Source organism: Peteryoungia rhizophila (assembly GCF_004912145.1).
GTDB lineage: Bacteria > Pseudomonadota > Alphaproteobacteria > Rhizobiales > Rhizobiaceae > Allorhizobium > Allorhizobium rhizophilum.
On sequence record NZ_STGT01000006.1, the window covers coordinates 206,070 to 220,458 of the forward strand.

Sequence of the window (14,389 nt, forward strand, 5' to 3'; positions counted from 1 at the left end):
AGGAGAAAGCGATCGCGCCTGCGTGAACAAGCATGACGCGTCCGTGCGATCAAGCAAAAGAAAAATGGGAACCTTTTGCGGCGGCGTGCGTTTACTGCTCTTTGCCTGCATCTTTCTGCGGGCGCCGGACGGCGTTTTCGTGCCTGTCCGTGGCGTCACCGGAAAGATGCGGGACCTTCCGCTCCGCTAATATAGATGCAACGGATCGGAGTAGAGCAACCGTCGCCCTTCGGGCCGGCGAAACTGGACGATCAGGAGGTGCTGATGCCGGCGCGCAATGACTTTTCCCGCATGACCGATTCGAGCGACGATACGCTGGGAGGTCGTCTTTCGGCCGCTCGTGACGCTTCGGGCCTGTCACTTCCCGATGTGGCAAACCGCATTGGTGTGAAACGGGAAAACCTGCTCGCCTGGGAGGCCGATCGTTCGGAGCCAGGCCCTTCGAGCCTCATCGATCTCGCCGGCATCCTCGGCGTTTCTCCGATGTGGCTGATGACGGGTGTGGGGTCTGGTCCGATCCAGGAAACCGGCGATCTACCTCTCGAAGCGCTCAAGCTGGATCTTCAGCGCCTGACCGACGCCCACAGTGAATGCGGTCGTCTCATCGACAAGATCGCCCGCCAGATCGAGACCTATGAGGAGCGCCACGAGCGGCGGCGCAATGCCGGCGATCTCGACGGGCCGGTGATGGGACGCGCCTGAGCCGCCCGCGCTAGCCTTCGTTGATCGTCGGTCCGAAGACGTCCTCGAAGGCCTCGCGCAAGCGCATGTCGACATCCGCCATCATCACGGGCAGGCCGAGGTCGACGAGGCTCGTCACCCCATGGGCCGAGATCCCGCAGGGCACGATGCCGGTGAAATGCGCCAGGTCGGGATCGACATTGATCGACAACCCGTGAAAACTCACCCAGCGCCGCAGCCGAATGCCGAGTGCTGCGATCTTGTCTTCAGCAACCGTGCCGTCCGGCAGGGTGGGCTTTTCCGGACGGCGCACCCAGACACCGACGCGGTCCTCGCGGCGCTCGCCCTTGACGTTCATGGCTTCGAGCGTGCGGATCACCACTTCTTCGAGCGCCGCCACATAGGCGCGCACGTCCTGGCGGCGGCGCTTCAGGTCGAGCATGACATAGGCGACCCGCTGGCCGGGACCGTGATAGGTGTATTCGCCGCCGCGACCCGTCGCAAAGACGGGAAACCGGTCTGGTTCTATCAGGTCCTTCTGATTGGCACTCGTACCGGCCGTATAGAGGGGAGGGTGCTCCACGAGCCAGACCAATTCGTCCGCTTTTCCATCGGCGATCAGGCCCACCTGGAGCTCCATTTCTGCGACGGCATGCTCATAGCCGACGAGGCCTTCGGAGACTCGCCAGCGCACCGGCGGACAGTCTTCGCTGGCATGCATGGAATGGTCGAGATCGGTGCGGAGCATGAAATCTGCCTTCGACTGTGGATTGGCGAAAAGCCTTGTTTTCCCTGTATTTGGCAAGAAAAGCCCGGGAGTTCAAGGGCAGCAGCCACCGCCTTGTCGAGGGCTTATCCACTGCCTCCGACGAATTTTCAAAAATCTGTCATGGCGGGCTTGTGGACCCGGAATGCTTTTGCTACATGCAGCCCCGCCGGAGCAATTCGGCGCCTACCACGATGCGGTCGTGGCGGAATTGGTAGACGCGCAGCGTTGAGGTCGCTGTGGGGCAACCCGTGGAAGTTCGAGTCTTCTCGACCGCACCAAAAAAGAACCCGGCCTTCGCGCCGGGTTTTTTGTTGCCGAAAATTCAAAGACTTCTCAATCGCCGTCATCCGGGATGTGGCTGTCCACGCCGAGCGTGGTGATGAAATTCTTCACGTCACTCACGCCCTTGACGCCGAGTACCTTGAGCTCGATCGCGCGCCGTTCTTCGGCGGTGTCGACGGCGCCGCGCAGAGTTACCAGATGGCCATCGACATGGATGTCGAGGCCGTTCAGCACCGTGTCGTCGAAACCTTCGAGAGCAACCGAAACATCCGATCCGAGCTGGTCGTCGTTTTCGCGACCATCGGTGGTCGGTAGATCCGAGGCCGCCGGTGCTGGTTCGAAACCGTCAGCGTCGACGCCCTCGACGCTAAAACCCTGATTGCGTTCCTGATCGAAATTGGCGCTCGTCTCGCCATAGCTGCGATTTGCGACGGGCGCGGCTGCCGCACCTTCTCCGTCGGCATAAGGCCAACCCTCGACGATGTTGCGCTGGTCCTCGTCGCGGAATTCTTCTTCGGTGGAGAAGTCGGTCTTGCGGTCGTCCTTGGCCATGATGGGCTCCTTCGTCACTGTATGAGACGGATAACGCCCTGCATCGGCCTTTGTTCGGAGCTGCGTGTCAGCGCCCTGCCTTTTCCCATTTCTTCAACAGTCGTTCGCGTTTCAGCCGCGACAGTTTCTGGATCCAGAAAATCCCTTCGAGCTGGTCGATCTCGTGCTGCATGCAGATCGCGGCAAACCCTTCGAGCTTTTCCTCCACCACTGTGCCGTCGAGGGTTTGGTAACGGATGCTGACCGCCTTGGGCCGCGTCACATCCTCGGTCAAGCCGGGCATTGAGACGCTGCCCTCCATATGGGTCATCAGTTCGTCCGACATCCAGAGGAGTTCCGGGTTCACGTAATCGCGGCGGCCGCCGATCTCCGGAAGCTCGATGACGGTCAGGCGCTTTGCGATCCCGCAATGCGGCGCGGTGATGCCTATCCCCGGGGCCGCCTTCATGGTGTCGTAGAGATCGTCGGCCAGTTTTCTCAGATCGGGTCCGAAATCGATGACGGGTGCAGCCGGTGTCTTCAGGGCGACGTCCGGATAGCGGCATATGATCAGGCGGGTCACGGTAATTCTCGTTCTTTCATGGGGCGGGCGGATGGCCGGCTGTGGCTCAAGGGACACGCTAGCAGGAAGCCTTAGCCTTTGAACAGATCCAGCTGATTTTCCGCTATCTGCTTGTTGACTTGAGGGTTTTTGCGGCCATTCTCCGGACTTCGAAGCATTGGGTACCAGAGGCGAGGGCAGGTCATGGGTGAGATCGACGACGATGGTCGCGACCGCGCTGCGCCAGAGGGGCAGCAGGCCGACATTTATGACGAGGAAGGCTCGATCCGCCACGACTTCCTGACCATGGTCGGTGCGGCGATTGCCGATCGCGACGTGATCTTTCTGCGCCAGCATGTCGCCAAGCTGCACGAATCGGAACTCGGTCACCTGATCGAGGCGATACAGCCCGACCAACGGCTGGCGATGATCCGCCTGCTCGGTTCCGATTTCGACATGACGGCGCTGACCGAGGTCGACGAAGCGATCCGCATGCAGATCGTCGACCAGATGCCCAACGCGCAGATCGCCGCTGCCATCGGCGATCTCGATTCGGACGATGCCGTCTACATTCTCGAAGACCTCGACGACGATGACCGCGAGGAGATCCTCGCGCAATTGCCGTTTACCGAGCGGGTGCGTCTGCGCCGCGCGCTCGATTATCCGGAAAGCTCGGCCGGCCGGCGCATGCAGACGGAATTCGTCGCCGTGCCGCCGTTCTGGACGGTCGGCCAGACGATCGACTACATGCGCGACGAGGAAGATCTGCCGGAGAGCTTCACCCAGATCTTCGTCATCGATCCGACCTTCAAGCTGCTCGGCGTCGTCAATCTCGACCGGATCCTGCGCACCAAGCGCCAGGTGAAGATCGAAACGATCATGCATGAGACCAACCACCCGATTCCGGCCGAAATGGATCAGGAAGAGGCGGCTCAGCTCTTCGAGCAGTATGATCTTCTGTCCGCCGCTGTCGTTGATGAAAACGAGCGGCTGGTCGGCGTGCTGACTATCGACGACGTGGTCGACGTCATCCAGGAAGAGGCGGAGGAAGACCTTTTGCGCCTCGGCGGCGTCGGTGACGAAGAACTGTCCGACAGCATTGCCGAGACCTCGCGGTCGCGCGTGCCGTGGCTTGCGGTCAATCTGGTCACGGCTTTCCTCGCGGCCTCGGTCATCTCGCTGTTCGAGGCGACGATCGAGCAGATCGTGGCGCTCGCGGTCCTGATGCCGATCGTGGCGGGCATGGGCGGTAATGCCGGATCGCAGACCATGACAGTGACCGTTCGGGCGCTCGCCACCCGCAATCTCGACATTCACAACGCGTTCCGCGTCGTGCGGCGTGAAGCGGGGGTCGGCCTGCTGAATGGCGTGGTCTTCGGCATTTCGATCGGTGTCGTGGCCGGTTTCTGGTTCCAGGATATCAGTATCGGCGGCATCATCGCGACTGCCATGCTGATCAACATGATGGCTGCTGCCATCGCCGGCATCCTCATTCCACTGGCGCTCGACCGATTCGGGGCTGATCCGGCCGTTGCCTCCGCCGTCTTCGTCACGACGGTCACCGACATAACCGGCTTCTTCGCCTTCCTCGGTCTCGCCACCTGGTGGTTCATGTGACGCGTGGCCTGGCGCGGGAACAGTGACGGTATAGGCCATATCCTTCGGAAGGGCGAAAAATTGACTTGTACGTAAAAGTCAATATCATGCGTTTCGATACAGGATCGGATGGCCGTGAAGAAATACTATAGCATAACAGAGCTCACGCGTGAATTTGGTGTCTCGACGCGCACCCTGCGTTTCTACGAGGACGAGGGTCTGCTGCATCCCGAACGCCGCGGTCGCACGCGCCTCTACCGCGCCGCCGACCGTCGCTTCCTGCAGGAAATCCTGCGCGGTCGCCGTATCGGCTTCACGATCGCCGAAATCCGCGAGATCGTCCATGTCTACAAGGAGCCGCCGGGCGAGATCGGTCAGCTCAAGCTGATGATGAAGAAGATCGACGAGAAGCGCGATGAGCTTCGCCAGAAGCGCCGCGACATCGACGAGACCCTGTCCGAACTGGACCAGGCCGAAGAAGCCTGTCTCACCCGCCTGGTCGAAATCGGCGTCGGCACCTGACGCCCAGCCAGCCCCTTTCCCGTCCGAATCAGATCCAGCGCCGCGTCCGTCTTCGGTAGCTTTCGTAATCGAATCCGAAGCGGGCTTCGAGATGGCGTTCTTCTCTGGGGATCGCGATCAGACGCGTTGCAGCGAGTGAGACAAGTGCCGCGACGAAAAACCAGCTATTGCCCGAGATCAGGCCGAGCGCGACGGTGAATAGCGTATAGGCGAAATAAATCGGGTTGCGGCTGAAGCGGAAGGGACCGCAGGTCACGAGGTGGCGGGCGCAGCGGCTGTCGAGAACCGGCGTCTGCCTTTCCATCAGCGTGCGCACGGCCCAGATATCGAGCGTCAATGCGGCAAGCCCGATGGCCAAGCCGATGGAGGGCAACAGGAAGCCGTTGGGCGAGGGGATCGGCGCTAGTGCCGCGATCCGGCCGGCCAGCATGGCGGTCAGGATGCTCACGAGATAGAGCATCGGGGGCCAGGGATATTTCAGAGGCTTCGCGCGGTAGGCATTCATTGAAGAACTCCCCCTTACGGCGCTGACTGACTCCGTAATGTGCATTCGTTGGCCAGCGTCTGGATGCGTGCATCCTGATCCGGCAATATTGCGCCAGACTGGAGGGGCGCAAAGAGGTTCTCCGCCTGCAGGCGCTCGAGAGTGCAGCCGCAGAAGCGCTCGCACAGGCCCGCTTCGTTACCTTGTTCGGCACAGCTCGCCTGGCAGCTTCCGATGTAGGATGCGACCGGATCCACGGCAGGCGGCGGAACGACGTAACTCGCGAGATAAAGACCCGCAATCAGCACTGGCTGATGCAGCAGATAGACGGTCAGCGAATGGCGGCCGCCCCAGCGCAGCCATTTGGGACCCGCCGGCAGCCTGGCGATCCAGCCGAGCCTTTCGCGATCGACGAGGAAGCGTGCCAAGGCGATACCGGTCAGCAGTGCACCGATCCAGGGCAGCAGCGGCACATAGTCGTTGGAGCGCGGAAGCGTTTCCGAAAGCCCTAGAAACCAGAAATAGGGCGCATCGAAGCTCGGCGAGCGCAAGACTGTCGGCAGCGCGAAGGCAACCGCGGCGGTGACCAGTGTGACGATCGGCGGGGCCTTGAGGAAGAGAAGGCCGATGACGCTCGACAGCGCGATCGCATGCAGGATGCCGAAGAAGATCCAGCTATCGGGCGTAAACCAGTAGGTCGCGACCGAAATTGCGGCGGCGGCTGCAACGATGACGCCGAGCCTGCGCAGGAAGGGCTCGAGCTTGAGCTTCGGGTACTGGGCGAGTACGAGGCTGAAGCCGGCGAGGAAGAGGAATGTCGAGGCGATCAGACGGGCATAAATCCGCAGAAAGCCTTGCGTCGACGTGCCGGGTTCCAGGTAGCCGAAAAATTCGAGATCCCAGCTAAAATGATAGGTCGCCATCGCGATGAGCGCGAGGCCGCGCGCCGCATCGAGGGCGGGCAGGCGCGGGCGGCTGGGAGGGGTATGGGGCTCGGTTTGCTCTGCCACGCAGTCTTCCTTCACGTCTCCACCGACTGCAGACAAGCAGCGTGGGTCATGGGTCGGCGGTCGCTGCCAAAGGCGGCAAATTCAAGGCCCGTCTCGCATGTCCTGCTTTCAGGTATCGCGCGTGTTCAGGAGGGCAAGCCTGGCTTCGGAGAAAAACTGGCGGCGCAGCAGCACGATGAAGACGAGCACCGTGGCGATCATGAAGATCCAGGGGCTGACGAACCAGCCGAGATAACCGATCGAATAGAAGATGGCGCGCAGCCCCATGTTGAAGTGACTGGCGGCTATGATGTTCATGCGGATCGTGCGCTCGGCCGCTTCCATGGCACGCGCCGGGTCGGCCTTCGCTTCGTCCATCATGGGGATCGCGCCGAAGAGAATGGTGCAATAGTTGAACAGCCGGTAGGACCAGCCGAACTTGAAGAAGGAATAGGCGAAGAGGCCGATCAGCCCGCAAACCTTCAATTCGAAGATCGCCCGTCCGCCCTGCACGATGAAGGGTATGTCCCTGAGGATAGCATCGACCTGTTCCGTTGCGCCGAGCAGCGCGAAGCAGCCGCCGATGGCGAAGATCGTGGTCGAGGCAAAGAAGGCCGTGCCGTTCTGCAGCCCGCCCATGATCTGCGTGTCGATCATCTTCAGGTCGCGCTTCATGGAATTGAGGATCCATTCACGTCGGCGCTCGGCCATGGCCTTGGTCAGGCTGGTCCTTTGCCAGATCACCTGGTTGCCAGTGATTCGCGCATAGGCGAGCCAAAGGAGGATGAAGAGGGCGAGGGCGATGTAGTCCGTCATGGTCATGGCTGCGATTCCTGCGAGCACTTCTTGTCACGCATTATCCTTGAGCAGCGGTGTCCCACAACGGAAATTAACCAGCTCTAAGACTTTGGGTCGAAATGGGGCATGTCGTTAGCAACGGGTTCAACCTGCATCCCATTGAAATATAACACATCCATGCGCAGAGCGCATGTCTGATGCGCGAAATACGCCTTGCTTTTGCCATTTTTGCAATTGCGAAAGGCGCAGGATTTTAATAGACATCTCGGCAGAAAGCGGTCGGGGGACGGCTTTCCACGAATGAGTGGTCACGCTTGGAGTATCCATGGAAGGCAATGTTCAGCCGTCGTGCTGGGGCGTTACTATCCGTGCTTTGGTAGGATTTGCCGGCGTTCTCTGCCTGGCTTATCTCTTCGGCGCGGTTTGACAGCCCATATTAAACGGATTTTGCAAACAGCGCGGTCATCGACCGCGCTGTTTGCGTTTCGGGGTGTCGCGCACCATCTGTGCCATGCGACGGTCATGTCGCGGCCATGAAAGCCGATGTCGATTGCGATGCGCATTCGTGTTAGGCGATGCTCTAGCCTTTGCGCTTTCAGTCCCGCATGCGAGGAGCCCCATGTTTCTTTCGGTTTTCGACGTTTTCAAGATCGGCGTCGGCCCCTCGAGCTCCCACACCATGGGACCGATGACAGCGGCCAACCGGTTTCTCGACCTCATCCTTTCCGACCAGTGGCCGCGCCCGGCCGGCGCGCATGTCGCAGCGCTGAAGGCCAGCCTGCATGGCTCACTCGCCTATACCGGTATCGGCCACGGCACCGGCAATGCCGTGATCATCGGCTTGATGGGCGAAGCGCCCGATAGCATCGATCCCGATCGCATGGAGGGCATCATCGCCGAGGTCGAACGATCAGGCCGCGTCACGCCGCCCGGCCATCCCGCCTATTTCTTTCAGCCCAAGGACGATCTCGTCTACGACAAGAAGACCCCACTGTCTGGCCACGCCAATGGCATGCGGCTATCCGCACTCGACAAGGACGGCCGGGTCCTGCTCACCCAGATCTACTATTCGATCGGTGGTGGTTTCGTCGTGACCGACACCGAGCTTCTCGCGCTGCAGAAGCAGAAGAAGCAGGCGTCCAACCACAAGGTGCCCTATCCCTTCGCTTCGGCGAAGGAAATGCTCGCCATGGCCGCGTCGTCCGGCCTGACCATTGCCCAGATGAAGCGGGCGAATGAAGAGGTTGTGCGATCTCGGGAGGATCTCGATGCGGGTCTCGACCGGATCTGGGATGCCATGCTGAGCTGCATCGACCGTGGCCTGCGTCAGGAAGGTCAGCTTCCGGGTGGCCTGAAAGTCCGTCGCCGCGCCAAGTCGATCCACGACCAGCTGCAGGAAGAATGGCGTTCAAACCGCCTCAATCCGGTGCTCGCCAATGACTGGCTCTCCGTCTATGCCATGGCGGTCAATGAGGAGAATGCGGCCGGCGGCCGCGTCGTGACCTCGCCGACCAATGGTGCCGCCGGCGTCGTGCCCGCCACCGTGCGCTACTACCTGCATTTCCACCCCGATGCCGATCAGGAGGGGATTCGCGACTATCTGCTGACGGCTGCCGCCATTGGCGGCATCATCAAGCACAATGCCTCGATCTCCGGCGCCGAGGTCGGCTGTCAGGGCGAAGTCGGCTCGGCATCCGCCATGGCCGCTGCGGGTCTCGCCGCCGTCATGGGTGGCACGCCGGAGCAGATCGAGAATGCCGCGGAAATCGCGCTCGAGCATCATCTCGGCATGACCTGCGACCCCGTCGCCGGCCTCGTCCAGGTGCCCTGCATCGAACGCAACGCGCTTGGCGCCGTCAAGGCCGTCACCGCCGCCTCGTTGGCGCTGAAAGGCGACGGCGTGCATTTCGTCCCGCTCGACGCCTGTATCGAGACGATGCGTCAGACCGGCAACGACATGAACGAGAAATACAAGGAAACCTCGCTCGGAGGGTTGGCCGTCAACGTCGTCGAATGTTGATGCGGGCAGGGGCTGTGCTCCTGTCCTGACACGTCTCGTCGTCAGCCTCGGGCTTGTCCCGAGGATCTACTGCCGCATCGAAATGCGCGACCTTGGGTGCCTTCTCCTTCGCAACGCCTCCATGCTTGCTCACCCTCGGCGGATCCTCGGGACAAGCCCGAGGATGACGGTGCGGCCAAACACGTCGAAACTGTTGAGCAACCGCCGCCTGCGACACCCGTGCCCTTGACCCGCCGCGGGGACAGGTTATCTCCGGTGTCATGGCACTGCATCTCCTCAAGCTCTGCGTCGGAGCCGACTCCATCGACGACCTGCGCGACTGGGTCGCCGAGCGCTGCCTCGTGGCGGTCGCGGCGGGCCTTGAGCCGCATTCCACGCATGTCACCCGCATGGTGCCGAAGCGCGTGGAAGAGCTGCTCGACGGCGGCTCGCTCTACTGGATCATCAAGGGCCAGTTGTCCGCTCGCCAGAAGCTGATCGACATCAAGACCTTCACCGGCGGCGATGGTATCTCGTGCTGCGAATTGATCCTCGGCCCCGAAGTCATCGAGGTGGCACCGGCGCCGCGTCGACCGTTCCAGGGCTGGCGTTATCTCGATGCCGATGTCGCTCCCCGCGATCTCTCTGCCTCCGGCGCCAATATCGAGGATATGCCCGACGACCTGAAGCGCGAGCTGGCCGAACTCGGACTGCTGTGACGTCAGGGTTGGCCGACGTTCCGGCTTGTGGGACCGCCTATCTGAAGATACCCTGATTTTCGGGTGGGTCGCGCTGTCATAGGGGCAGCAAGCCGATCGGGGTCCGGGGGAAACATGCCGTCATTGAAACTGCCATTTTTCGCGTTGGCCTTGGCCGTCACCGCGCCGCTTCCGGTTGTCGCGGACAATGCCTCCATTGATCTGAAGCTGTTCGGTAGACACGAGATCGAGGGAGGCTTGAGCACCTGCCATCTCGCCTTCTGGCAAAGCAACCGAGACCCCGAAACGGACCAGTATGCCTACCTCATCTACATGCCATATGATGAGAACGGCATGCCGACAAAGGCGATGATCGAGATCGGCAAGGAGCGCATCGCGCTCAGCGAGAGTGCCCGCGGCGATTTCGATCCACCGCCGCAGCTGGGCTATCGATTGTATTCCAGTGCCGACCACGCGACGCATGTACTCGTTCGGATCGAGGAGGCGGTCGTCACTGGCTCGCTGCAGACGATTGCCAAGGCGCAGGTGACGGTCGTCCGAGAGGACCTGCCGCCCTTCGTTGCCGGCGCCAAGGGCGTGATCGGATGCCCCGGGCCGTCGTCCGTCTCATCGAGCGAAGCGCCGCCTGCGCCGGCTGAACAACCGCCAGTGGCGTCGATGCCGTCGCCCTCGGCTCCCGCATCTTCCTATGCAGGCCCGGATGGGCTGTCGCTCGGGCCGGCCGTGCTTCTGACTGCTGCCAGCGAGGTACCGGCTCCGGTGCGCAACGAAATCGCGACCTATGCGCCCGACCAGTGCAGTGAGCCGGAGATACTGGCCTATCCCGGGCAGCGCTATGCGCTGGCCGAGAGCTTCATTCTCTGGGAGGTGCCGTGTTTCCTGGGCGCCTATCAGGGCACCAGCATCTTTGCAATCACGCAGGATCCGCCAGGCGATTGGGCCACCATGCTCAGCCTGCCCAATCCGCCGGCCCTGGAGGGCGAGAACAATGCGCAGATGATGAACCCCGAAGTGCTGCCTTCTCGCGGGCTCTTCGTGACGACAGAAGTCGGGCGGACCGAAGGCGACTGCGGCGTCTACCGGGTCTTCCGCCTGATGGATGCGCCGGGCGAAACTTTCGAGTTTCAGCTGATGGAGTATCGAGAGAAGATCGCCTGCGATGGCGTGCAAAGCGAACCGTCATCCTGGCCCCTGCAATTCAGCGCCGGCGAATGACGTGAGCGAGGGCGCGGCCCCCGCAGAACTCACGGTCGTGCATGCGGTCCGATCGGTGGCACGCAGTCGGCTTGAGCCAGACCACGACACGGGCGGCGAAGGGACCCGCGATCGATACGCAGCTTGTCAACGAGCCTCGACTATGTGCCGTAGGTCTGATCTGAAGACTTCAGCTGTTTGATATTCGAAACAAGTCGCCACGAGGCTTCGGGTCTTCGCGCGATGGTGGAAGCACGACATGCCCCAATCTCTCATGCCGGCGGAGCCAGAGATCCGTCAATTCCTGAAGATCTGTTCCGAATTTTATCCCGACGATGCGGTTGGGGCGCCGATTGCGCAGCAGAGACGCTGGTATGATGCGCTGTGTGCCCATTTCGACCGGGCGTTGCCGGCGGGGATCGTGACGGAGGACGTCATGATCGTGGACTGCGTCCCGGTCCGTTGGTATCGACCGGCGGAGGTCCGGACCGAGACCGTCCTCTACTACATCCACGGCGGCGGCTTCGTCGTGGGATCGCTCGACAGCCACCATGCAATCTGTGCGGAACTCGCAGACCATGCCGGGGCGGAACTGGTCTCGGTGGATTATCGGCTCGCGCCGGAGCATATCTGGCCGGCAGCGCATGACGACACCTTCACAGTGCTGACATCCCTGCTCGGAGGTGGGCGCAAGCTGGTGTTGATCGGCGACAGTGCCGGTGGCAATCTTGTCGCTGGACTGGCGCTTCGGGCGCTGGCCGAGGGCCTGAGTGGTATCGTCGGGCAGGCGCTTGTCTATCCGGCCCTCGGCGGCGATCTCGTCTCGGGCTCCTATGGCGAGATGGCAGAGGCGCCGGGCCTCTCGACATCGGACGTCGCCTATTATCGAACCGTGTTGCAGGCACCCGCCGACAGCGGAATCGCCCATCCGCTGTTGGCGCAGTCATTGGCCGGACTGCCGCCGGCCTTCATCACGGTCGCCCACTTCGACCCATTGCGCGACGACGGCCGCGCCTATGCGAGCCGTCTGGCCGAAGCCGGCGTGGAGGTCTGGTTCCGGGAGGAGCCTCAGATGGTGCATGCCTGGCTCAGAGCCCGTCACATGAGCGAAGGCGCACGCGTCGGATTTGCGGCGCTCTGCGCGGCTGTCTCCCGTTTTGCCGCGCAGGACTGAAGGCAAGGCTTTCTACATGAGATCGCGTCGGATGGCTTTTTCGGGGAAGGTCTTCGCGAACACCTTTGTTTCCCCCTCGTAAGCAACGACCGACGCACTGATCAGCCAGTGCGTCTCGGTGCAGGCGATGCGCGAGGTGGAAATGGTGCGGACGAACCAGCCGGAACGCTGCATGTCGCAGGTCCAGACCGAAGTTCCTGTCATCGATAGTGGATCGCCAGGCGAAATCGACCAGACCTCGTCGCGGACCTGGCGGGTCGATAGCCCGGTGCCCTGATGCTCGAACAGGCCGGTATCCTCATAGATGACGTAATCCGTGCGATTGGCCTGGAGATCGCGCAGCACCTGGCGGCGGGTCTCGGAAGGTGCGTGTTCGATATAGGCCGGCAGCGGACTGGGGTTGTCCGGCTGCTTCATCTCGAAGGTTTCGTGCGCCCCGAGCTTCGGCAGGGCAAGGCCGAGCGAGGCGATGTCGAGCGTCAGTTCCGCATCGGTTGGGGCAGGCAGCACCATTGGCCAGTAGGCGGAAGACAGCGACAGGCGGATGCGGTGACCCGGTCGGAAGCGATAGCCGCAGGCATCGAGCGTCAGCCGGATCGGTGTCCGCTCACCCGGCACCATCGGTTGCGGCTCGGCATTGCCGTTGCGATGGGTCAGGTTCAACACACCGAAGGCGACGCGTGTGGTGGATCCGTCAGGATGCACGTCGACGATGCGGGCGATGAGATTGGCGACCCGCGAGTCGCTTGCGAGCATCACAGAGAGTTCCGGCCGACCGAAGATATCGAGCGCGTGGGGGAGAGGTGCTGTCTGGAAGGTAAGCGATCCCGCATCGTCGCCGCGTTGATCGCCGGCCAGTTCCGCATCGGGCTTCAGGGTGAACCATTCGCCGGAGGCAGTCCCCGTGTCGAGCGGCGACTTCAGCGTAACGGGATGCGCGGGCGCATGCGGAACAGGATGGCCTTCCGTCAGGGAGCCGAAGGCCTCGACGTAGAAGTTCGCCATTTCCGGCTTTTGCCAACGGTCTTTCGCGATCCAGAAACCCGGATCGGCATCGCGGCGCGGGGCGGGCTTCACGGCGTCGAGGATATAGGCGCGAACCTGCGGGACCGTGTCCGTCCCATTTGCCTCGCCGCGCAGCCAGCGGTTCCAGAAGGCGATGGCCTCGCCGTGGAAATCGGCACGCGGCTTCGGCCAGGCGAAATGCGGATATTTGTGGATCCAGGGGCCGATCAGCGCCTTCGACCGGTCTGGCATGCCTTCGACCGCAAGAAGCGGCGTGTTGCGGTAGCCGTCCGCCCAGCCGGCGATGACGAGCGACGGGATCGCGACGGCGGAGAAATCTTCGCCGATCGAGCCATGTTTCCAGAAAGCGTCGCGGCGCTGGTGCGCCAGCCATTCCTCCAGGAAGAAGGGCTCGTTTTCCAGCCGCTCCATCCACATTGCGCGCCAGCGATCGCCAACGATTTCAGGGTCTGGCGAGCGTGACTGATAGGCGAGCATGGTGGCGGCCCAGGAGAGCTGGGCCGAGAGGTGGCAGCCGTTCTTGTAGTGGATGTCGTCGTTGTAGCGGTCGGTGGTCGAGGCGATTGAGATGACCGCTTTCAGCGCAGCTGGTCGAAGGGCTGCGACCTGCAGGCAGTTGAAGCCGCCCCAGGAAATGCCCATCATGCCGACGGAGCCGTTCGACCAGGGCTGGGCCGCAATCCAGGCGATGAGCTCACAGGCATTGGCGAGTTCCAGTTCTGTATATTCGCCGTCAATGACGCCGTCGGATTCGCCCGACCCGCGGATATCGACGCGCACGCCGGCGATGCCGGCAGCCGCAAACACAGGATAGGTGGATTCGTCGCGCGGGCTCGTTCCGTCCCGCTTGCGATAGGGCAGGAATTCGAAGACGGCCGGAACGGGATCGGCTTCGGCACCCTCAGGCATCCAGATGCGGGCGGCGAGCCGCGTACCGTCGGCAAGGGTGATCCACTGGTTTTCGATGGTGGTGAATGGACGGGATGTCATGCTGTGCCTTCGGGTGATGAATTCGAGTGTATGGTTTTCCCCTCACCCTGACTCTCTCCCCGCAAGCGGGGAG

14 protein-coding genes and 1 tRNA gene are annotated in these 14,389 nt (G+C 62.1%); 8 read left to right on the top strand and 7 right to left on the bottom strand.

Annotated features, from left to right (window positions below):
* Positions 1-264: 264 nt before the first annotated feature.
* A complete protein-coding gene (locus E9677_RS22195) occupies positions 265-702 on the top strand; it encodes a helix-turn-helix domain-containing protein (RefSeq protein WP_136560238.1) in 438 nt (145 codons plus the stop codon).
* 10 nt (positions 703-712) lie between these two features.
* On the opposite strand, the gene lipB is transcribed toward E9677_RS22195, so the two are convergent.
* Positions 713-1,429 (bottom strand): lipoyl(octanoyl) transferase LipB, encoded by a 717-nt coding sequence (gene lipB / locus E9677_RS22200; RefSeq protein WP_136560239.1) that lies wholly within the window; start codon positions 1,427-1,429, stop codon positions 713-715.
* A 214-nt stretch (positions 1,430-1,643) separates the two neighbouring features.
* On the opposite strand from lipB, the gene E9677_RS22205 reads away from it, so the two are divergent.
* Positions 1,644-1,728 (top strand) — tRNA-Leu (locus E9677_RS22205).
* 55 nt (positions 1,729-1,783) lie between these two features.
* Here the strand turns inward: E9677_RS22205 and E9677_RS22210 are convergent.
* Together E9677_RS22210 and E9677_RS22215 are read right to left on the bottom strand one after the other, a co-directional pair.
* Positions 1,784-2,284 carry a BON domain-containing protein gene (locus tag E9677_RS22210; protein ID WP_136560240.1) on the bottom strand — a complete coding sequence of 167 codons (501 nt, stop codon included), beginning with the start codon at positions 2,282-2,284 and terminating at the stop codon, positions 1,784-1,786.
* Positions 2,285-2,351: 67 nt separating this feature from the next.
* Entirely contained in the window at positions 2,352-2,846 is a 495-nt protein-coding gene (locus tag E9677_RS22215) for a peptide deformylase (RefSeq protein ID WP_136560241.1), read from the bottom strand.
* Between the two features lie 183 nt (positions 2,847-3,029).
* Between E9677_RS22215 and mgtE the strand changes: the two genes are divergently transcribed.
* Together mgtE and E9677_RS22225 are read left to right on the top strand one after the other, a co-directional pair.
* Positions 3,030-4,442: a magnesium transporter gene (gene mgtE, locus E9677_RS22220; protein WP_136560242.1), complete on the top strand. Its 1,413-nt coding sequence runs from the start codon at positions 3,030-3,032 to the stop codon at positions 4,440-4,442.
* Between the two features lie 108 nt (positions 4,443-4,550).
* Complete coding sequence (locus E9677_RS22225; protein WP_040299962.1) at positions 4,551-4,943, top strand: MerR family transcriptional regulator; 393 nt, start codon at positions 4,551-4,553, stop codon at positions 4,941-4,943.
* 28 nt (positions 4,944-4,971) lie between these two features.
* Here the strand turns inward: E9677_RS22225 and E9677_RS22230 are convergent, their stop codons facing one another.
* The 3 genes from E9677_RS22230 to E9677_RS22240 all read right to left on the bottom strand — a co-directional run bounded on the left by E9677_RS22230 (position 4,972) and on the right by E9677_RS22240 (position 7,238).
* A complete protein-coding gene (locus E9677_RS22230) occupies positions 4,972-5,448 on the bottom strand; it encodes a methyltransferase family protein (RefSeq protein ID WP_136560243.1) in 477 nt (158 codons plus the stop codon).
* A 14-nt stretch (positions 5,449-5,462) separates the two neighbouring features.
* Positions 5,463-6,437: a heparan-alpha-glucosaminide N-acetyltransferase gene (locus tag E9677_RS22235; protein WP_235883069.1), complete on the bottom strand. Its 975-nt coding sequence runs from the start codon at positions 6,435-6,437 to the stop codon at positions 5,463-5,465.
* 108 nt (positions 6,438-6,545) lie between these two features.
* Positions 6,546-7,238 (bottom strand): DUF599 domain-containing protein, encoded by a 693-nt coding sequence (locus E9677_RS22240; RefSeq protein WP_136560245.1) that lies wholly within the window; start codon positions 7,236-7,238, stop codon positions 6,546-6,548.
* Between the two features lie 595 nt (positions 7,239-7,833).
* On the opposite strand from E9677_RS22240, the gene E9677_RS22245 reads away from it, so the two are divergent.
* From E9677_RS22245 to E9677_RS22260, 4 genes are all read left to right on the top strand, one after another.
* A complete protein-coding gene (locus tag E9677_RS22245; RefSeq protein ID WP_136560246.1) occupies positions 7,834-9,234 on the top strand; it encodes an L-serine ammonia-lyase in 1,401 nt (466 codons plus the stop codon).
* A 260-nt stretch (positions 9,235-9,494) separates the two neighbouring features.
* Positions 9,495-9,932: a DUF1489 family protein gene (locus tag E9677_RS22250; RefSeq protein WP_136560247.1), complete on the top strand. Its 438-nt coding sequence runs from the start codon at positions 9,495-9,497 to the stop codon at positions 9,930-9,932.
* A 123-nt stretch (positions 9,933-10,055) separates the two neighbouring features.
* A complete protein-coding gene (locus tag E9677_RS22255; RefSeq protein ID WP_136560248.1) occupies positions 10,056-11,147 on the top strand; it encodes a DUF1176 domain-containing protein in 1,092 nt (363 codons plus the stop codon).
* Positions 11,148-11,385: 238 nt separating this feature from the next.
* Positions 11,386-12,300, top strand: a complete 915-nt coding sequence (locus tag E9677_RS22260) for an alpha/beta hydrolase (RefSeq protein ID WP_136560249.1) — start codon at positions 11,386-11,388, stop codon at positions 12,298-12,300.
* A gap of 12 nt (positions 12,301-12,312) precedes the next feature.
* Here the strand turns inward: E9677_RS22260 and E9677_RS22265 are convergent, their stop codons facing one another.
* Positions 12,313-14,316, bottom strand: a complete 2,004-nt coding sequence (locus tag E9677_RS22265; RefSeq protein WP_136560250.1) for a CocE/NonD family hydrolase — start codon at positions 14,314-14,316, stop codon at positions 12,313-12,315.
* Between the last annotated feature and the right edge of the window lie 73 nt (positions 14,317-14,389).

Excerpts from the sequence above, each read along its gene's own strand:
- E9677_RS22195 (WP_136560238.1), top strand. The coding sequence starts at position 265 with ATGCCGGCGCGCAATGACTTTTCCCGCATGACCGATTCGAGCGACGAT.
- lipB (WP_136560239.1), bottom strand. The coding sequence starts at position 1,429 with ATGCTCCGCACCGATCTCGACCATTCCATGCATGCCAGCGAAGACTGT.
- E9677_RS22210 (WP_136560240.1), bottom strand. The coding sequence starts at position 2,284 with ATGGCCAAGGACGACCGCAAGACCGACTTCTCCACCGAAGAAGAATTC.
- mgtE (WP_136560242.1), top strand. The coding sequence starts at position 3,030 with ATGGGTGAGATCGACGACGATGGTCGCGACCGCGCTGCGCCAGAGGGG.
- E9677_RS22225 (WP_040299962.1), top strand. The coding sequence starts at position 4,551 with ATGGCCGTGAAGAAATACTATAGCATAACAGAGCTCACGCGTGAATTT.
- E9677_RS22230 (WP_136560243.1), bottom strand. The coding sequence starts at position 5,448 with ATGAATGCCTACCGCGCGAAGCCTCTGAAATATCCCTGGCCCCCGATG.
- E9677_RS22240 (WP_136560245.1), bottom strand. The coding sequence starts at position 7,238 with ATGACCATGACGGACTACATCGCCCTCGCCCTCTTCATCCTCCTTTGG.
- E9677_RS22245 (WP_136560246.1), top strand. The coding sequence starts at position 7,834 with ATGTTTCTTTCGGTTTTCGACGTTTTCAAGATCGGCGTCGGCCCCTCG.
- E9677_RS22250 (WP_136560247.1), top strand. The coding sequence starts at position 9,495 with ATGGCACTGCATCTCCTCAAGCTCTGCGTCGGAGCCGACTCCATCGAC.
- E9677_RS22260 (WP_136560249.1), top strand. The coding sequence starts at position 11,386 with ATGCCCCAATCTCTCATGCCGGCGGAGCCAGAGATCCGTCAATTCCTG.
- E9677_RS22265 (WP_136560250.1), bottom strand. The coding sequence starts at position 14,316 with ATGACATCCCGTCCATTCACCACCATCGAAAACCAGTGGATCACCCTT.